This window comes from Flectobacillus roseus (genome assembly GCF_030056595.1).
GTDB classification, from domain to species: Bacteria; Bacteroidota; Bacteroidia; order Cytophagales; family Spirosomataceae; genus Flectobacillus; species Flectobacillus roseus.
In genome coordinates, this window is the sequence record NZ_JASHIF010000015.1 from 1 (window position 1) to 20957 (window position 20957).

Annotated in this window: 13 protein-coding genes; 8 read left to right on the forward strand and 5 right to left on the reverse strand. The window is 38.3% G+C overall.

The window, feature by feature from the left end; translation table 11 throughout:
• Positions 1-62: 62 nt before the first annotated feature.
• A complete protein-coding gene (locus QM524_RS17075; protein WP_283345501.1) occupies positions 63-3056 on the reverse strand; it encodes a sensor histidine kinase in 2994 nt (997 codons plus the stop codon).
• 332 nt (positions 3057-3388) lie between these two features.
• On the opposite strand from QM524_RS17075, the gene QM524_RS17080 reads away from it, so the two are divergent.
• From QM524_RS17080 to bioA, 7 genes are all read left to right on the forward strand, one after another.
• The gene (locus QM524_RS17080) at positions 3389-4552 is read left to right on the forward strand and encodes a helix-turn-helix domain-containing protein (RefSeq protein ID WP_283345502.1); all 1164 of its coding nucleotides are present in this window, start codon (positions 3389-3391) and stop codon (positions 4550-4552) included.
• A 111-nt stretch (positions 4553-4663) separates the two neighbouring features.
• Positions 4664-5830 carry an acyltransferase family protein gene (locus tag QM524_RS17085; RefSeq protein WP_283345503.1) on the forward strand — a complete coding sequence of 389 codons (1167 nt, stop codon included), beginning with the start codon at positions 4664-4666 and terminating at the stop codon, positions 5828-5830.
• Between the two features lie 228 nt (positions 5831-6058).
• Entirely contained in the window at positions 6059-8401 is a 2343-nt protein-coding gene (locus QM524_RS17090; RefSeq protein ID WP_283345504.1) for a M1 family metallopeptidase, read from the forward strand.
• A gap of 426 nt (positions 8402-8827) precedes the next feature.
• Positions 8828-9292, forward strand: coding sequence for a GNAT family N-acetyltransferase (locus QM524_RS17095; RefSeq protein WP_283345505.1), 465 nt, complete (start codon positions 8828-8830; stop codon positions 9290-9292).
• A gap of 75 nt (positions 9293-9367) precedes the next feature.
• Positions 9368-10498, forward strand: coding sequence for an aminotransferase class I/II-fold pyridoxal phosphate-dependent enzyme (locus QM524_RS17100; protein ID WP_283345506.1), 1131 nt, complete (start codon positions 9368-9370; stop codon positions 10496-10498).
• Positions 10499-10512: 14 nt separating this feature from the next.
• Positions 10513-11133: a dethiobiotin synthase gene (bioD, locus tag QM524_RS17105; protein ID WP_283345507.1), complete on the forward strand. Its 621-nt coding sequence runs from the start codon at positions 10513-10515 to the stop codon at positions 11131-11133.
• Positions 11134-11152: 19 nt separating this feature from the next.
• Complete coding sequence (gene bioA / locus QM524_RS17110; protein ID WP_310586456.1) at positions 11153-12505, forward strand: adenosylmethionine--8-amino-7-oxononanoate transaminase; 1353 nt, start codon at positions 11153-11155, stop codon at positions 12503-12505.
• A 234-nt stretch (positions 12506-12739) separates the two neighbouring features.
• Here the strand turns inward: bioA and QM524_RS17115 are convergent, their stop codons facing one another.
• The 3 genes from QM524_RS17115 to QM524_RS17125 form a co-directional block, all read right to left on the reverse strand.
• Positions 12740-15721 carry a T9SS type A sorting domain-containing protein gene (locus QM524_RS17115; RefSeq protein WP_283345508.1) on the reverse strand — a complete coding sequence of 994 codons (2982 nt, stop codon included), beginning with the start codon at positions 15719-15721 and terminating at the stop codon, positions 12740-12742.
• Between the two features lie 200 nt (positions 15722-15921).
• Positions 15922-16746 carry a universal stress protein gene (locus tag QM524_RS17120; RefSeq protein ID WP_283345509.1) on the reverse strand — a complete coding sequence of 275 codons (825 nt, stop codon included), beginning with the start codon at positions 16744-16746 and terminating at the stop codon, positions 15922-15924.
• 273 nt (positions 16747-17019) lie between these two features.
• Positions 17020-18615 carry a GMC family oxidoreductase gene (locus tag QM524_RS17125; RefSeq protein WP_283345510.1) on the reverse strand — a complete coding sequence of 532 codons (1596 nt, stop codon included), beginning with the start codon at positions 18613-18615 and terminating at the stop codon, positions 17020-17022.
• Between the two features lie 195 nt (positions 18616-18810).
• Here QM524_RS17125 and QM524_RS17130 point away from each other — a divergent pair, with 195 nt between their 5' ends.
• Positions 18811-19425, forward strand: coding sequence for a HupE/UreJ family protein (locus QM524_RS17130; protein WP_283345511.1), 615 nt, complete (start codon positions 18811-18813; stop codon positions 19423-19425).
• A 388-nt stretch (positions 19426-19813) separates the two neighbouring features.
• Here QM524_RS17130 and QM524_RS17135 read toward each other — a convergent pair whose 3' ends face one another.
• On the reverse strand, positions 19814-20428 hold the full coding sequence (locus QM524_RS17135) for an SGNH/GDSL hydrolase family protein (protein WP_283345512.1): 615 nt from the start codon (positions 20426-20428) through the stop codon (positions 19814-19816).
• Positions 20429-20957 lie beyond the last annotated feature (529 nt).

A 20957-nucleotide genomic window follows, 5' to 3' on the forward strand; every position in this document is an offset into this window, starting at 1 on the left:
GCCTATTGTAAAAATAGAAATATTATTCCCGCTATGGAATGAGGTTTTAGGAAATCAGATTTTTAATTGACCAAATTTGAAGTAGGTGATTTCTGAAAAGGTATTCTGATATTCACTAATGTGCCCGAAGGCTCGCCTTGTGCGTTGTGTTTGTCAATAATTTCCATCATGATTTGGTGTTTGGCACCTTGGTTCAAAATGTCTAGTCGCTTTTGATTGGCTGAAATAGCAAAACTTTGATGGCTATTTTTTTCTTTCAGTCTTTTCAACTGTGCCGACCGTTTTCGTCCTATACCGTTATCTTCAATAATGACCATCAGACAATCCCGCTCTTTAATGAATTTAATCCATAGTTGTCGGTCTTCTTTTTTGTGTAATAGTCCATGTTTAATAGCATTTTCGACATATGGTTGAATAAGCATGGACGGGATATACACAAAATCGGGTTGAAGGGCTGGGTCAACGTCGAAGGTATAGTGGAGGAGGTCTTCAAATCGTATTTTTTCAAGTTCTAAATAAAGACTTAGTGCCTTAATCTCCTCGCTCAATGGAACAGAATCTTTATTACTCATATCCAGAATTCGACGAGTGAGCTCACTGAATTTACCCAAATACACAGAAGCATTTTCTTTGTCGTTGGTATAAATATAGGCCTGAATGGTATTGAGTGCATTGAACAAGAAATGCGGATTCATTTGGCTTTTGATACTCGCTAGCATACTTTGTTTTACCTCTTGTTCGAGCTTGAGCTTATCAGCAATAAGTTGGTTTTTCTGGTTAATATCATTGATTCTCCAGCGGAAATACCAATAAATTCCTAGCGTGATTATGGCTAAAACCAATCCTGCAAACCACCATTGTAGATAGAAAGGGGCATTGATTTCGAAGTAAATATCAAGGGGTTTTTGTACGGCAATACCATCTTCATTGATTGCCTTAAGCGTAAGTTTATAGGCTCCTGGGGATAGGGATGGAAAGCTCAAAACTCTCGATTGTGAGGGTAAATTTAGCCAAGTTCCATTGTTAATTTTATAACTAATGTGTAGTTCGTCTTCGCTTTTGAAACTCAATATTGAAAAGAAGATTTCGATACTATTTTGATCAGATTCCAGTTTTATGCCTGAATAATAGTCGCGTATTTGGTCGTTTACCGTAAATCCTGTCAAGGCCATTAAGGGAGAGGTTTTGTTAGCAACATCTCTTTTTTTATCGAATACAACAAGACCCTCGGGGGTAGCCAAAAATACATTTTGAGAACCTACGACAAGGTCTTTAATTTCGGCTTTTGGAAGTCCATCGGTACTACTGTAGCTAATAATTTCTTTCGTTTTTAAATCAAACGATTGCAACATTCCCTCTTCAGCAAGCCATAACTTTTGCTGATCTATCTGAAAGCGGTAGATGGTGTTGCTTGCTAGTCCATCTTTGGTACTGATGTGTCGTACAACTTGTTGATTTTTGAGAATATATAAGCCTTCGCTAAAGGTGGCAACATAGGTGTAGTCTCCTTTGCAAATAATTTGAGAGCCGTATATTGGGTTGCCTTGATACAGAATTTCGCTTGTTCCTTTCGGAGAAATATACAACAAACCACCTACTGTTGAAATGTAAAGTGTACTGTCTTTTTGTCCAAATTCAATCCACCGTGTTCTGGATTTTACAGAGGGATGAGTTAAGTGAAAAATGGTATCTATGTTTATCGACTTGCTCGAAGTGTTTGTAGGCAGAAGCCACCCTGGAATTGAGATTGGCTTTCGAGATTTGGTCAGTAAAGCTACGCCCCCCGAATATGCCATAGCGTAAAGATTGGATTTGATTTTTACAATACTTTTAGAGGCTAATTCAAGGCTTTGGACTTGTTGATGTTGAGCATTTAGGTGTACTAGGCGATTACTCGAAAAAAACATATCGTGGTTTTCGGTATCTTCATAAATAGAGATAATTTCATGATTAGATGACTTTTGCATGAAATAAGGACGAAAACCTTGTTCTGGGCTAAAGGAAAGGATATTTTGCTTTTCGGTGCCAATATAAACGCCTTTCCCTTCTTGAAAAGGTGCCAATGCGGTCATACCTATATTCTGAAATTGATAGAGTCGAGTATGGATATTGGGAACAAACAAAAGTCCTTTTGCTAAAGTAGCAAACCAATAATTTCCTTCACGGTCTATAAGAACTCTACTAATGCTCGTTCCTTCAAAAAAACAAAATCCATTGTATTTAGGATTAAAGTTTAGGTCAAAGCAATAGGCTCCACTGGAGGTTGCAACCCAAATTTCGTCTTTGAGTTTTACTACATCTTGGATAAATAAATTAGGTTTGAGTACCGAAATCGCTGAGCCATCGTGGAGGAGCCGCCTTACATACGGATATTTGGTTTTGGTAATCCCAAATAACTCATGGTCTGTTGGAATCACAAAGAAGGATTGATAGGTAGGTAGTTTTTGAAACTGTCCCCGATACCCATCTGTGCGATAAATACCGTTTTCACATAAAGCTAAAAGCTTGTGATCTTTCACACTAATTCCCCACGAAAAGGTACTTGGAATAGGGATTTTGCTGATTTTCTTCGTCGCCAAGTTAAGTGTTCGGAGGGTGTCTGTGAAGCAACTAAGTAATAGTCTGTTGTTTAAAATAGTAGCGGGTACAAAGCCACCTTTCCATGAAAGTGTTGATTCTTTGACGAGTTTGTCGTGTTGGGTATAATAAAAATTTCCTGCAAAATCCTGACAATAAATGCGGTCTTGGTACTCCATCAGATTGAAGAGCGAACGACCTTGTTTGGCAATACTTTCGTAATGGACAAAACTCTTACCATCATAACGACTCAAACCTTTGTCGTGAGCAACCCACAAAAAACCATTTTTATCTTGAAGAATACTATAAACCGTATTGCTGGGTAAGCCATTAAGGTTGTTGATAACTCTATAAACAGCATTTTGAGCAACCGCATAGTTACTAAAAAAACTAAAAATTAGAATATATAGAAACGTCAAAAAATGTCGCATTACTGAAATAAGGTCTATCGGAGCTGATAGTGCTCTAGAGTTTTCCACAAATAAGCAAAACCTTTCCCCAAGATAAAAACAAAAAAAGGTCTCGTACGAAACCTTTTTTTCGAAATAAACTAACTCTACTACACTGTTGCACGCCAAAAAAAACTTACACAGGTTGAGCTACTTTTGATAAGTTCGGAAATTATGCCCCTATCAAATGCTAGGAACGAGAGTTACGAGATACTAAACAAATGTATGTTTGCTTTTGAGGAAAATGCAATATGGTTTTATAAAAAACTTTTTTGAATGTATAAAAGTCTATTTTGAGTAAAAGTATAGCACCCTATTGTAATTGAAAAAAGCGTAATTTTACTTTTGATAAAACTAAACCAATGCCTGTCAATCATCCTCTTCATATCGACCTATTTGCTATCATTATACTCATGGGAGTGGTACAGGGCTATTTTTTAGCAATATTCTTCCTGTTCACGCCCAAAGGAAACAAAATTGCCCACCGATATTTAGGCTTATTTTTATTTGCCTTATCAACTTGTACGGTCGAGGTATTGTTGTCATATACCAATTACATGTTCAAAATGTTGGCTTGGGTAGACTTTGCCGAACCTCTCAATTTTGTATTAGCACCTTTGACATATTTGTACCTCAGAACCTTTGTCTCTGAGCGCTTTTCATGGAAGCAATTAATCCATTTCGTTCCATTTGCATTCTATTTGGTTTGCATGTGCCTATACATTTATCCTTTGCCCGACAGTTTTAAATACAATTCATACTTAGACGCCTATCACCCTGAAATGCCTTTTGTTAAAAATGAAGTATTAGACTGGGGATGGTTTTGTGAAATTCGAGACTACGTCAATGACATAATGTTTGTGCAAATGGTTATATATGTCGCTGTTGGATTTATTGAACTAAAAAAGCAATTTGAAAAAGTGGGATTATCTATTTTTTCGAAAGAAAATAGCTCTCTGAGTTGGTGTCGTACCCAATGGTTAAGTTTTGCTTCTATTGTGCTCTTGTTTTTAATTGTCAAAAGAACGTTTTCTAGTGATTTGGGCGATCATATTTTATCGGCACATATCACTTTTATCATTTATGCCATCAGCTTTTCGGTAATTCGGCAGTCTGATTTTTTTAGACTAGGAGAGGAGGCAAAACCAGTGAAAAAATATGAAAAGTCAACCCTAACAGACGAAATACAAGACCAAACCTTAGCACGTTTGGAGATACTGATGCAAGAAGAAAAATTGTATTTGAAAGAAGATTTTTCTTTGCCCTCGCTGGCCAAAAAACTGGGGGTTTCTCCGCATCACCTTTCTCAAATTCTGAATGAAAGTTTAGGGCAAAGTTTTTTTGATTATGCCGCGCAGTGGCGTATTGCCGAAGCAAAAAAGTTGCTTGTTTCCTCAGGAAGTCAACATATCAAAATAGAAGAAATCGCCGAAATGGTAGGCTATAATTCTAAATCCGCCTTTAATACAGCTTTCAAAAAAATCGTAGGACAAACCCCTTCCCAATACCGAAAAGAGGAAAAATAGAGATTTTACAGATGTTCGATTTTATAAAATCGAACATCTACTTTATCAAAACAATCGTATCGGAGCCTATGACAAAGCTAGTTTTGACCATCAAATCAAAAAAAGCTTTGTATGAAAACTCTTGACAAACAACAACCTCTTAGCACTTCTTCTCAAAAGACTCGCCAGTATTATATCGACTGGATTCGTGTTTTAGCCTTTGGCATTTTAATCTTCTTTCACACAGGAATGTTTTTTGTGTACTGGGGCTGGCATGTCAAAAACAACGAACTGACGGAGGTCCTCGAAATTCCGATGGAATGGCTACACCTTTGGCGATTACCCCTATTGTTTTTTATCTCGGGTGTTGGGGTAAGTTTTGCCATGAAGTCAAAAACGGCTAGTGCTTTTATTGGCGAACGTTCCAAGCGATTACTCATTCCATTACTGTTTGGTGTTTTGGTAATAGTGCCCCCGCAGGTGTATTTCGAACGCTTACAACGTCACCAATTTGAAGGATCTTATTGGGCTTTTTATCCTAAAATTTTTGAATTTCAAGCCTATCCCGAAGGCAATAGCTCATGGCATCATTTATGGTTTATCGTCTATTTGTGGGTGTTTTCCGTATTGGCAACGCCGCTCTTCGTATTACTGAAAAATAAAAGTAGCGAAGGGCTCTGGCAGTTTTTTCAAAAAATAGTAAGTCAGCCTTTAGGTCTATTACTCTGGGCTATAGTATTGGCTTCGGCCTATTGGTTTTTGCATGCCGATTGGCCAGTTTTCCAAAATTTAGTATCAGATTGGTATAACTTCACGGTTTCGATAATGTTATTTGTCTTGGGGTATTTAGTAGGAAAAACGCCTATTGCATGGAATACTATGGAAAATCACAGGAGAAGTTATGCCGTGATAGGCCTATTTATCGTAGCCTTCCGATTTTCGTATGATACGCTTTTTGGAAGTATTCCCGAAGATACCGTTTGGATGACTATTGTGAATGGACTACTGACTATGGTGAGCCTTTGGAGTACAATTTTAGCGATAGGAGGTTATGCTAAACATTACTTAAATTTTACTAATCAGGCGCTCCAATACAGCAATCAAGCCGTATATCCGTTTTACATTTTACATCAAACAGTTACGGTGGCTCTAGGTTTTTACTTGGCTGATGTATCTCTCAATCTTTGGGTAAAATACATCCTTATCGCGAGTGGAACTTTTGGTATTTCTTGGCTTTTGTATCATTATTTAATACGACCTTTTAGCTTAATGAGATTTTTATTTGGCGTAAAAAAGTAGGGGAAAGTATAAAGGAATAGTCCGTTACGCCCTTTGGACTTGAACTTTCAGCTATCCGATTTTCCCCAAGGTCCAAAGCTGAAAGCTGTCTGCTAACCACTTAAATACTCATACGACCGTTCATCCGCAAAGTATGAAAGGCTCATGCACAGCGATTTGGAGAGAGAAGTGGCTTATGCTAAAAATTCTGTATTTTCGTAGAAACTTTATTTCACCAACAAATCCTATATGAAAAAGCTTAGCCTTTTTGCGCTTCTCATAGGGCAATGTGCAACGCTATTTGCACAAAACCCATATAACGGAAACAGCCGTTTTGAGCAGCTTGGCAATTCACTGCCAACTCCAAATACCTACCGTACAGCTTCGGGTGCTCCGGGCAAAGACTATTGGCAGAACCGTGCCGACTATGACATCAAAGCCGAATTGGATGACCAAAAGCAACGTATTATTGGTAGTGAGGTAATTACCTACAAAAACTTTTCTCCAGACGACCTTCGTTATTTGTGGTTACAGCTAGACCAAAACAACTTCAAAAAAGGCGGTATTGCACAAACTACCCAAACTTCTTCTTTGAACGATAAGGGTACTAGTTTTGCACGCTTGAGCGCAAGTGCTGGGGTGCTGAACAACAAAGATTATGGTTACAATATCAGTGCTGTAAAAGACATCAAAGGTGCTCCATTGAAGTTCACTATCAACGAAACTATGATGCGTGTTGATTTACCAACACCATTGAAGCCTGGTCAAACGATCAGCTTCCAAGTAGAGTGGGATTTCAATATTACCGATGCCGTAGCTACTCGTGCTCGTAGTGGCTATGAATATTTTGCTAAAGACGGTAACTATATCTACGAAATTGCTCAGTGGTTTCCTCGTATGTGTGTGTATGACGACGTAAACGGTTGGCAGCACAAACAATTCTTGGGTCAAGGCGAGTTTACCCTTCCATTTGGTGATTACAAAGTAGCATTAACAATGCCAAATGACTTTGTAGTAATGGGTACTGGTGAATTGCAAAATGCCGCTCAGGTATTGTCAGCAGAGCAACAAAAACGTTTGGAAAAAGCTAAAGGCGCTAATCGCCCTGTGCTTATTGTAACACAAGCAGAAGCTGAAGCGGCTGAGAAAAGCAAACCATCAGGCAAGAAAACTTGGGTTTTCAAAGCTGATAACGTACGTGATTTTGCATTTGCAGGTTCTCGTAAATTTGTATGGGATGCTATGCAAGTTGATGTTGAAGGCAAAAAAGTATGGGCTATGTCTGCTTATCCAAAAGAGGCTAATCCACTTTGGGGTCAATATTCAACTATGTTGGTAGCGCATACTTTACGTTCATATTCAAAAAGAACTATTTCGTATCCATATCCAACGGCTCAGTCTATTCACGGGCCAGTTGGTGGTATGGAATACCCAATGATTTGTTTCAATGGTGCTCGTCCTGAGGCAGATGGAACCTATTCTGAAGGAACCAAAAACTTTTTGATTGGTGTAGTAATCCACGAAGTTGGTCATAACTTCTTCCCAATGATTGTAAATTCAGATGAGCGTCAATGGTCATGGATGGACGAAGGTTTGAATACTTTCTGCGAGCAATTGGCTGAAAAAGAATGGGATAGAGACTTTGATACTTCAAGTGGAGAGCCACAAGGTATTGTTACTTATATGCGTACCGACAAAACGCAACAGGTACCTATCATGAGTAGCTCGGATAACATTATGGGATTTGGACCAAACGCCTATACCAAGCCAGCTGCAGGTTTGACTATCTTGCGTGAAACAATCATGGGTCGTGAATTGTTCGATGCTGCCTTTAAAGAATACTCTCGTCGTTGGGCCTTCAAACACCCAACTCCACAGGATTTCTTCCGTACGATGGAAGATGCTTCAGGTGTTGATTTGGACTGGTTCTGGCGTGGTTGGTTCTACGGTGTTGAGCCTTCAGACCAATCATTAGAAACGGTAGAATGGTTTGGTATCGACAACCAATCTCCTGAGCAGAAAAATGCTAAAGCAAAAGCTGACGCAGAAGCAAAACGCCAAACGATGAGCAATATCCGCAACAAAAAAGATATTACTCAAACGGTAGTAGAGGCAAACCCAGATATGCGTGATTTCTACAACAGTTATGACCGCTACGCTACTTCAGAAGCAGATAAAAAACGTTTTGAGCAAGCAACAGCAGGTCTTTCAGATGAAGAAAAACAGTTGACAACTAGCAACAAAAACTTCTATGTAATCAACGTGAAAAACGTTGGAGGTTTGCCAATGCCAATTATTATCAAAATGGTGTACGAAGATGGTACCGATGAGGTAGTTCGTATTCCTGCGGAAGTATGGCGTTTGAACGACAAAGAGGTGAAAAAAGTAATTCCTACAGATAAGAAAGTAGCTAAATGGGTACTTGACCCATTCTATGAGATTGCTGATATTGATACAAACAATAACGCATTCCCTCGTGAGCCAGAGCAACCGACACGTTTCCAAGTATTCAAAGGACAACGTCAGTCTATGCCAAACCCAATGCAACAACAAAAACAAGCAGCGGGTGCAGTTCAAGGAGCGAAAAAATAGTAATGAGCTATTGACTTACGGCAGTCAGCTTTCGGTAAAGGGAAAATAATTCTGAAAGCTGATTGTCAATAGTCAACAAAAAAAGGTGGTCTTACCGAATTTCTGGGTAAGACCACCTTTTTTGTGTAAGCCTATAAAAAAAAGTTGCTCAGGCGGAAACCACCTGAGCAAGCCTAGTAAATAGTTCTACACCTATTGAGTACAAAGTTATAAGCTTTTTGTTTAATACGCAATACACAATCATAAAATAATTGAAACTTTATTACGAATAAAGATTTTTTTATTATTAAAGAAGAATAACGTAATTAAACTCAATAAATCAATCAGATTAGGAATCATGGTCTAAACATAGCTTGATGGAACCTAATGGACTTTATTTAGTTTTTATGTAAAAAACATTTTAAAAACTCTACTAATTACTGACGTATGCAAATAACTAAAGCAAGTGAATCGCACTTAGAATTACTAGTATTAGCGTTTGACGCTTATCGTGTTCATTTCGGACAAACGAGCGATTTGATTAAAACAAGTAACTTTTTGAAAGAACGATTTGCTCAAAATAGCTCTACCATATTTATTGCTTTGGATGACTCAAATGGGGCATTGGCTGGTTTTACCCAGTTGTATCCCGTGTACTCAACACTGAAGCTCGAATCAGTTTGGCTATTAAATGATATGTTTGTGATGCCTGACTATCGGAAAGGGGGCGTAGCATCCTTATTGATTGATGCAGCGTGGAAGCATACCAAAGACACAGGTGCTGCTTGGCTTACCTTGAAAACAGGAATCGAAAATACTAAGGCTCAAGCCCTTTATGAAAAATTAGGCTTCAGAAAGGATCAAGAGCATTTCTATTATTTCTTAGATAATCACTCTGTGAAGGAGGCTTAGGTATTATCTTTGTGCCCAATAAACCTCAAAACGGGCTATTAGGCTTGTAAAGACGTGCATCAAATTGAAAATTTTTTGGCAGAATCTCTTCAGAAAAGAAAAGATTTGGCTTTATATAGAATACTAAAAACCACCGAAAATATGGTGGATTTTTGTTCAAATGATTATTTAGGTTTTGCCAAAACAGGTATATTAGTTGAGGGCATTAAGCAAGAACTCGCTCAACTCGAACAATCATACAACCAATGGGTTGGAGCAACAGGTTCGCGCTTGTTAGCAGGTAATTATGCCTATACAGAAAACCTAGAAAGTACCATTGCAGACTTTCATGGCGCAGAGGCTGGACTCATCTTTAATTCAGGTTATGATGCCAATGTTGGAGTATTGGCAAGTGTTCCTCAAAAAGGAGACTTTTTGATTACTGATGAATACATTCATGCCAGTATGATTGATGGCGCTCGACTAAGCTATGCCACCCGACTAAAGTTTTCTCACAACGATTTATCAGACCTTCGTAAAAAGCTCGAACATGCTAAAACCCAAAATACTGGACGCATTTATGTAGCAGTAGAGTCGGTTTATTCTATGGACGGAGACGAGGCCCCTTTGAAAGCACTAGCAGATATATGTGCAGAATATGGAGCAGGGTTAATTGTTGATGAAGCACATGCTACTGGCGTTTTTGGGGATAGAGGAGAGGGATTAGTTTCTTATTATGGACTCGAAAAACGTGTCTTTGCCAGAGTGATTACCTTTGGAAAAGCACTGGGTTGTCATGGCGCCATTGTGTTGGGGAGTGAGAGCTTAAGAGCATTTTTAATCAATTTTGCTCGTTCATTTATCTATACTACAGCGGCACCTTTACATAGCCATGCAGGTGTGAAAAGTGCTTATGATTATTTGCAATCAGCCAACTTTAACCATTCATATCTTCACAAATTAATAAGATATTTCCGAGAACAAGTGGCATCTTCATGTAGTTACCCCATTATCGAGAGTCGTTCGGCTATTCAATGTGTGGTGATTCCTGGAAATGAAGCTTGTCGCCAAGTTGCGCTACAGTTACAAAAAGCTGGACTTGACGTGAGGGCTATTCTTTCGCCGACTGTTCCCAAAGGCAAAGAACGATTAAGAATTTGTCTTCATCAATATAATACTTTCGAGCAGATAGATGCTCTGGTGAAGCAAATGTCCCCGCACCTTTAATATTAAATTTCAACATGAAAAAACAATTTATTGTCGCTGGTATTGGTACCGAAATAGGTAAAACTTTCATTTCTAGTGTTTTGGTAGAAGCACTTCAGGCAGATTACTGGAAGCCGATACAATCGGGAGGTCTCGATTTTTCGGATACAGATACCGTAAAAAGTCTTGTTTCAATCAAGAACAATACTTTTTTTCCAGAAGCCTATCGCCTCAATGAACCTTTGTCTCCACATGCAGCCGCAGCCTTGGATGGCATTACTATTGAGTTGTCAAAAATACAGTTGCCAGTTACTGAACGAAACTTGATTGTGGAACTCGCAGGCGGCTTAATGGTTCCGCTCAATGATAATGACTTAGTGATAGATATGGCTCAACAATTGAACCTTCCTGTGATACTGGTGTCCAAAAATTACCTAGGCAGTATCAACCATACGCTTCTTTCGGTCGAAGCTCTAAAAAGTAGAAATATTCCAGTTGAAGGGATTATTTTCAATGGTATTTCCAATGCTTCTACCGAGAGCTTTATTTTGAATTATACAAAACTTAAATGCTTGGGTCGTGTCCCAACTCAGGCAGAAATTGACAAGCCTGCTGTTCGTAAACTAGCCGATGCGTTAGAAAGTAATTGGCAGTAGGAGAGGTCTAAAGCTTTTTATGAAAAAAGATTATTCGATAGACGAGCACTTGGAATTTCCTGTTGAAAATGTGGAAAAACCAGTGATAACTAATTTAAGTGAAAGAGATGCCAAAGTGGTTTGGCATCCTTTTACACAACATCATACAGCCCCCTTTTCCATTCCGATTGTTCGTGCAGAAGGGGTGTATTTATTTGATGAAAATGGCAAAAGATATATCGATGCTATTTCGTCATGGTGGGTCAATTTACATGGGCATTCTCATCCGTATATTGCCCAAAAAGTTGCAGAACAGTTTTTGAAACTCGAGCAGGTTATTTTTGCAGGTTTTACGCATGAGCCAGCCGTAAGTTTAGCCGAAAGGTTATTGGGTATTTTACCGAGCCATCAAGCAAAAGTATTTTATTCGGATAATGGCTCAACCTCTATCGAAGTGGCCTTAAAAATGGCTATTCAATATTTCCATAATCGAGGGTTTGAAAAACGAAACAAAATCATCGCCTTGAGTAATGGCTATCACGGCGATACCTTTGGCACAATGGCCGTAGGAGCAAAAAGTGCTTTTAATGCGCCCTTCGAGCCTTTTTTGTATGAAACATGTTATTTGGCAGTGCCCGTAGCAGGACAAGAGCAAGAGGCGGTTGCTCAGATGAAAAAATACCTCGAAAATGCTGATGAAATCGCTGCTTTTATCTTTGAGCCGTTGATTCAAGGGGCAGGAGGGATGGTTATGTACGAACCAGAGGTATTGGAAGAACTGATTGCATTGGCAAAAGATAAGGGTGTGATTACGATTGCTGATGAAATCATGACGGGTTTTGGTCGTACAGGTAAAATGTTTGCCACAGATTACATCCAGACCAAACCAGATATTTACTGTATGTCCAAAGGCTTGACTGGTGGGGCTATGGCATTGGGTGTAACTACCTGTACTCAAGAGATATTTGACGCATTTTTGTCAGAAGATCGACGCAAAACCTTGTTCCATAGCCACAGTTTTACGGCTAATCCTTTGGCTTGTACAGCAGCGCTGGCTAGTTTGGATTTATTGCTTTTACCCGAAACACAAGCGCAGATAAAAGCTCTGCATCAAAGTCATGTGGAATTTGCTCAAAAACTCAAAGCAGAGAAAGCAAGTGCGGTAGATTCGGTACGTGTGCGGGGAACGATTTTGGCCATTGAGATACATACTGGAGAAGGAACCTCATACTTTAGTAATATTCGAGATATGGCATATAATTTCTTTTTAGAAAAAGGCATTCTGATGCGTCCACTTGGCAATATCATTTACTTACTAACACCGTATTGCATACAACAAGAAGATTTGGATTATGTATATGCGTGTATTGAGGAGTTTTTGAATTTTAAGTAGAGACGCAATGATTGCGCCTAAAAAGGGGTCATCCTGAAAAAGGTAATATCAAAAATATGAGTCATCCCGAATTTTGATATTTGGGTTATGTTCTAAGTGTTTATCAAAAAAGGCGTTCGAAAAACTAATTTCGAACGCCTTTTTTGATACTATATTTCAGAATGGTACCTCTTTAGACGCAAGCATTGCGTCTCTACTAGTAAAATTCATCTTAAAAAGAATCACTCATTGCGTTTATAATTTTTCAATCTTAAACGCACTTGATGATTTACCGCGGTTGATACGAATAATGTACAAACCTTTTGTAAAATCTGATGTAGGAACTGTTACCAAGTTTGCATTAGTAGTTTTTGTCCAAACTACTCTTCCCATTACATCGGCAATAGTAATTTCGCTAGTTTCTCCAGCAGTCAACAAATCAATGGTTAAATTGTCCTGTACAGGGTTTGGATAAACTTTGTAAAATGCTTGTTCTTCTTTTTCAAAACCTAATACTTTTACAGGTAAGAAGCCAAAATAGAAGCGAGCATTTACAGGATAGTGATCGGAAGTGCTATTGGTATAGTCTGCTACAAAATCGATTGGTCTTGAAACATTAAGCGTACTGTTGATGTAATAAATACCTGAGGTAGATACCGCTGGATTTGCAGCGCCTTCTGTCAGTATGCCGATTTCGTTACTTACCATAATATGGTCAATAATGTCAGAATAACTAGCTGTACTAGATACTTTGCAATCACTCAAAGATTTTGAGATAGTTTTATAATTTGCTGCATCCGCAACAAACTCTTTGTAAGAAGAAGCATTTCCGAGTGCAATAGACGTATCCAAATCATCATTGTAGTCACCCAATACTATGACAGTATTGCTGGCGTATTTGCTATCTAATTCGGCTTTCAAGTCAATAGCATCTTGCTTTCTTCTTGTATAATCAGAAACGGCTGAACCAGATTTGGCATGAATTCCTACAAAGTTGATTCTTTTAGTTTTTCCATTGATTTTGGCATCAGCCACAAACATATATGGTAATCTACCAGATGCCCAGTTGTTGGCAGGAGGATAGGTATATTTTCCGACCAGTAAAGACTTGGTTTCGGCATCTACAGGAGTAATGATATCCTTTTTGTATACAAAGCAGATTTTCTGAGCATAGGTTGTTGGGTCACTTGCCTTTTCGGGTGCATCAAAGTAATGCGAGTAGTAGTCAGTTTGACATTTGATACCATAGTTTGGTAAACTTTGCGCTAGCAAACTAGCAAAGTAGGTATGGTTACAAACCTCTTCAAGACAGAAAACATCCGACTTCAATTTATTGATTACCGTAATTACGTTATTCATTTGGAGGGTGTCTTTGATGGGACCCAAGGCGCTTGGTGAAATTGTTGTATTTCCTAACCATTCAACGTTCCAAGTAGTGATATCCAAGGTAGAATCTGCACTAATCGTTGCACCTGCCAAGGTTCCGCAGTATGATGCTGGCGTAGGTACAGTAATAGTACAAGAAGTTGAGCTTTTTGAAATATCACTAGCTACGTAAGGAAATACCTGCAAGATATCTACTGTGCCACTTGTATTGATATAGTGACCTATCGTTCCAGTGATGTCTTGTGTAACACTCGGAACAGCCGTGCCAATTACACCAGTAGCTGTAGCGTCGACACGTACTTCTGTTTCTCCCATTTCATTACAGGCAATGACTTTATAGTTGGTAGCACTGGCAAAATTTCCTGTGTTTACTGTAAAGTTCATACCGATTAACTTTACCACCTTTCCTTCATTTGATTCAAGAAAAGTCGAAAGCGTTGTTGTTCCTTTTTTACTTGCATCAAAAACAGCGACCGTAGGCGTTTTGCTAGTACTTGCCACTTTATTGATACAGGTTGGATTGAGGATTTCGGCTTCTCCACTAAATCGAGCCAATGACCCTACAACTTGAACGGAGTCACCTACTGAAATATTGGCAAATAACGTTGCTCCACTTGCCGAGAATACCGCAATACCTCCTGTGTTATCCTGTAAATAAAACTTATTGCTTCCAAATTTACTGGTAACTCTACCTGCAATACTAGCGCTACCACCTGAGTAGGTATTTTGTGCAGGAATATTGTCGCGAACTTGCTTAATATTAGTTGTAATACCACATAGGCCTGTTCCAGCAGGGAAAACAGTTCCTTTTACAATAATAGTGCTGCTAACTGAACCGCTTGATAGTAAGATACTAGCTTCATTATTACCAAGGATGGCTTTTGTAGAGCTTCTTACTAAAAATGCTCCTCCTTTTTGATTGATAGTTCCTGTAGTTCCCCAAGTTTTACCATCATCAAAACTCATTTCAAAATTATCCGTTGCAGTTTTAAAACTTACTGCAATATCTGCTACTAAATCAGATGCCGTAACAGTAATTTTGGATGCTGCAGAGGCTGTTCCCAAATTGGTATTCGACAGGGTAGTTCCAACGGCTGATAATGTAGGTAACGAACTCAAAGAAGCTACACTTGCCCAAGAATCACCTACCTTCAAACGGTCAACGATCACATTGGGTGCATTAGCGGCAGTTCCCTGACGTAGAGCAATCATACCTAAACTTGTAGCATCGTTTTGTGTATCAAGTGATGCTAGCCAATCTGTTTTTGCAGGTTCTGAATTACTTGATAGTGCATCTGTAACGAATAGCTCCGATGTATCGTCGTTGGTGGCTGTACTGTTGAAAGTATAACGGAACACTAACAAATAAGTAGTGTTTAAGGCATAGCTTTTAGTAGTATAAGCCAAGGTTGTTCCAGAAGCAGAACCTTTTGAAATACCGAACTGGATACCGTCTGTAGACGAGCGAATATAGATTCTTGGGTTAAAGCCTCCCGAACTAGTTGTTCCTTGGATTAAATGGATAAAATAATCACCAGCGGTTTTGGCTGCTGTAACATTTACTAAACAAGATACATAAACGCTACCTGTACTAAATGGCGTGGCTAATAGTTTGGAAACGTCTTCGCCTGAAGTTGTCAACACTGCAGCATTGCCTGCATTATTTAAGCCTGCAAATACTAATCCTGTAGTTGTTGAGATGGCATTAGTTCCACCACCGCTATGAGCGGTCCAGCCATTGGCTGTTAATAGGCCTGAAAAGTTAAAATCTTCCGAAAAGCTTTGTGCGAGTATGCCATAAGGAGATAACAGTGCTATTAATAGCACCAAAGACGGTAGAAATTTGCGCATAGTGTTGATGTTAAAAATTGGCAATATAAATTAATTTACTTCCACAAAAGTAATTAACTATTTTCACCTTCTTAGTTGAGGCCTCAAAAAGGAATTATTATTTTTTTAAAATAGAGGGAAAGTTTTTAAACGGAAATGCCCTACTTGAAAGGGTAGGGCATTACGATAAACTATTTCTTAGAAAAAATAAACACTATCAGTTATAGCTGATAGGTCAAAACAGGAATATCCGAACGAATAATTACTTGTTTTGATTTGCTAGGATCTATTAGTTGGGTTAGGAAATTGCGATGATGTGCTGCCAAAACAATGAGATTGACCCCTCTTTCAGCCGCAGTAGTGAGAATACCTTCGGTTACACTATTTGAAATGGTGGTATCGATACTAAAAGTTTCTTTTACAAAAGCTGTTTTGATTTGTTCTACAAATTGTTTGTCAGATTGAATATCAGGTTCAAAAGGTGCGCTTACTTTGGTAAGTGCGACATTTGCTCCTAGTTGATGCGACAATTCAAATACTTGAGCCAAGATATGGTTTTCGTCAAATTCGAGTTGAGTAGCATACAATATCTTATCTATCGCAACCTCTTCTACTTGATTTGGAACTGTCAAAACTGGTATATGTGCTTTGGCTGTAATATGGGCAGCATTGCTACCGATTAGTTTGCTTAAGAAGCCTCCAGCGCCTGTTCGTCCCATTACAATTAGGTCAATGTTATATTTTTCGACCGTATCAAAAACTCCAGAGATAACGTCGTTCATTTCTAAGACTACATGGCATTTTATATTTGCTTCTTCGACTTTTGAGGCTAGCGGTACCATTTTACTATAAAGCGAATCACGTTGGTCGTCCAACGCTTTTTGCATGGTGTCGGCATCTGCATAAATACCTGGCTCGACATAACGAGGAAGATACGTATGGATCAAATATAAGTCGCTACCTGTGGCTTGGGCTATTAAGATAGCGTATTGTAGTGCTTTGTGAGAATTATCCGAAAAATCGGTAGCAATAAGAATGTTGTTCATGGCTTGTATGAGATTTGATTTATGACAAAAGTAAAATCAAATCTCTGCCCGTAAGCCTCTGTTTGTTAGCTCTAAATATGATTTTTGTTAGTTTGGAAATTGTTATTTTTTGTCTTGATTATCAGTGTGTTATCTTAAATTAACGCAAGGTTAAATTGCATTAATATACTTTGGGTACTAGGCCAAAAAGCTTTTTTGAATTCATGGGAAATATTTTGCCGAAAGCTCATTGCTGAAAGCCGAAAGCTCAAAAGTTAGATTTTATTTTGCCCACTAACCAATTATTATGTCTGATGCTTTTTCAGCTACTGCAATGACGGGGGCATTGGTGTTTCCTGCAATCACTTCTGGAATAATAGAGGCATCTACTACTCTCAGACCTTTGATACCATAGACTTCTAGCGAGTCAGGGTTGACCACAGCTTGTGAGTCGATGCCTATTTTGCAAGTACCACACGGGTGGTAAACCGTTTCACAAGTAGCCCTGATATAGGTTTCCCAGTCTAGGTCACTCTCATATTTATCAGGAAGAAATAAGGTGTCATGTTGACGAAATGGAGCAAAAGCATCCGATAATAAAATATCTTTTGCTTGGTGAACAGCCCTCAATAGCGTGGCAATATCTTCGCCCTTAGAATCAGATAAATAGCAAGGATCAATAAGTGGGACAGAATTTGGACGATTGTCATACAAACCCACATATCCTCTACTTTTTGGTTTGAGTAAGGTGGGCAAAACCGTGAATCCTTCTTCTTTGGGTAACGTTTTTACTTCATGCAAATTAGGGGCAAGTACAGGAGCAAAATGGAATTGTATATCTGGGCGGTCAAGACCAGCTTTGGTTTGCGTAAATGCACAAGCCTCGAGTGGGCTTGAACTCAATGGTCCTTTTTTCTGGAAAAGGTATTGATAAAGATTAGAGAGTAGCCACGGAAATCGCTCGGCATTATTGTAGGTAATACGTTGATTGCATAAGGTGTTGATATTGACAAAAAGGTGATCGGATAAATTTTGCCCAACACCCGATAAATTTACCTTACAATCTATTTGAAAATCTTTGAGATACGAAGCGTCGCCTATGCCCGAAAGTAGCAACAGATGAGGACTTTGAAATGCTCCCGCCGATAGAATTACTTCTTTTTGGGCATAAATTTTTTCCGTAGTATTTCCTTTGATGATTTCAATGCCTATAGCTTGATCATTTTCGATAATAATCCTAGCTACTTGTGTTTTGGTCAATACAGAAAGGTTGGGACGCGACAGTGCAGGGACTAAAAAAGCCGCTGCTGTCGAATGGCGACGAGCGTTTTTAATGGTAAACTGAAATTTCCCTGCACCTTCCTGCTGAACACCGTTAAAATCTGGATTGGCAGGAATACCCACTTCCACACAGGCTTCTATAAAAGCTTCAGCTAATGGCGTTACATTGATATTATGACTCACATTGAGTAAACCGCCTTTTCCATGATAATCGTTTTGAAACTGCTGATTATTTTCTGATTTGGTGAAATAGGACAACATATCCTGATAGCCCCATCCACGATTTCCCCATTTTTCCCAATCATTGTAATCCTCCTTATTCCCTCTGATATAAGCCATGCAATTAACAGAACTAGACCCTCCTAAAGTTTTACCTCTTGGCTGGTATAATTGCCTATTATGAAGATGGGCCTGAGGTACAGTTACAAAGTTCCAGTTTACGTTCGAGTGATGTAATTTACCATATCCTGCAGGAATATGTATTTCTGGTTTTACGTCTTTTCCTCCTGCCTCGACCAATAAAACTTGGTTATTGGGAATATTGGATAAACGATGTGCCAACACACAGCCAGCCGAACCTGCACCAATGATGATATAATCTGGTTTCATAGTTGATGGTTGATTAGAAAAAAGGAAGCTGTTTTAAGAAGACTAACATAAAATAGGAAAGAGGATTTGTTTAACTAAATATAACAAAAACTTCTTTGATTAGTGCTGTAAATATAGGTGTTTTGTGTCTGCTTTTAAGTTAAATTTGTAGAATCTTACTTCAGAGACAAACCTTTAAATTGCTATTAACTGCTCATGTCAGATTTTCAATTGTATCTTCAACTAGGTTTTCAACACATCACAGATGTAAATGGCTATGACCATATTTTGTTTGTTATTGCACTTTGTGCTGTATATCGCCCTAGCGATTGGAAAAAACTAGCAATATTAGTGACAGCCTTTACGCTTGGACACTCGGTAACCTTGGCGTTGGCTACTCTTCAAATTATTACCTATCGCACAGAAGTAATAGAATTTCTGATTCCTATTACCATCTTCCTAACATGTGTGTTAAACTTTTTTCATAAGTCAGTTGATAGTACTAGATTTCAGAAAGAAAAAAGCTCATCACTTCGATACCCAATGGCGATGACTTTTGGGTTGATTCATGGAATGGGTTTTTCGAATTATCTGCGCAGTTTGTTGGGAAAAGAAGAAAGCTTACTAAAGCCACTATTGGCATTCAATGTGGGTTTAGAGTTGGGTCAATTACTCATTGTGATGTTTACTTTGGTCATTAGTTTTTTGATTCTAGAGGTATTTAGAGTCAAAAAACACGATTGGAATTTGATTCTTTCAGGAATGGTAGCAGGAGTAGCCCTAACGTTGATTGCTTCAGCAGAATATTTTCAGGAATTAATGGGGAAATAAGTAAAAAGAAGTTATTAGTGTATCCGTTATTAGAATGCTCATAATCAAGAGGATACGTCTTAAATTTACCGCAAGTATATCATGAATTTAATCTTTTTTCTTAAGTGAATATTTATGTAGTATTGATAATGATTTTTGAAAGAAAGTGTTTGTTTTCTGCTCTTATAATGCTTGCTAGATGATTTTGAGGTAGGAGTCTGGTAGGGGAACCTCTAATAGTGCTGTATGTGCGACAGAATCCAGTATTGTGATACTTCTATCGCACTTACCGTGCTTTCTTACTTAAGTATTAGAATTGATTAAGTTAACAATATATTGATGGTACGCAACTGATAATGAAGGCAATCTAGTAACGGATATACGATTGACTAATAACTTCTTCCCAGATTTACTTTGTAAGAATTTTCAAAGCTTCTTCTTGTGCAGCTTTAGCCCAAAGTGCGTACATTTTTCCAGAAAAGTGTAACCCATCTTCAGCAATCATCGTTGCGTCATTGGGGTATGCTCTTGAGATAGGAGTTATATCGACAAAGGGCACATGAAGCTTTTGACACTCCTCTTTAACCACGCTATTAAACGCATCTATTTCTTTAGCAATTTGCGCTTTATCTCGATTTGACGCAAAAGGGCTTACACCCCAATCTGGTATTGAAAGTACCATGACATGTTGAAAATTACCAGAAGTAAAGTTCACTGCCGTTTGTAATAATTGCTGAAAATCCTTTCTGAACTCTTCTTTCGAAAGACCTCTATATTGATTATTTACACCAATGAGTAGCGTAACCAAATCATAATGTTTGTCAAGTTTGCGTGATGCAATGGCATCTTGTAACTCAAAAGTTGTCCAACCTGTTTGAGCCACAATATCATGTTTGGAGATGGATATATCTTTTTTGATAAATTCAATTAATTGTGCTGACCAGCGTTCTGATTCAAGAACACTCTCTCCGATGGTATAGGAGTCACCAAGCGCTAATATTTTTTTTGAAGGAATTTTGTCCATAGGGTTTGTAAGAGTAAAAGAGATAGATGATAATGAAATGAAAAACACTATCATAATGCAAATTAAGCGTTGAGGTACGTTGTATAGCATTAGTGTAAAGATTATACGCTTTATAGTATCAAATACCTATAATAGAGAGTTTTATAAAAGGCTGAAATACATACCGTTTAATAATTTTTCCAAGAAAGTGAAAAAAACTACCCATAGGTATAATATTGTATTTTGGCATGATTTTGGCTTCATTTATAGTAAATAATTCTCGTCTTTCTGAAGACAAAATTGCATTTTTATTACAAAACCCGCCCAAAATCAATTTGTTTTAAAAATTGTAATTTACAATAAAGTCCTTTGAAAAAATACCTTCGCAACGTGTTTTTGAGAAACAATTTTGAGAGAATTATTTTAGAGAACTTCTGCCAGGCACCCGCTAATGCTTCAGAATTATTATAGATTATACAATGCGAACCGCAATACCGCTTAGTATAATGCAAAAGCCTAAGTTTTAAAGAGTAACGCCATTTCTGTAGGA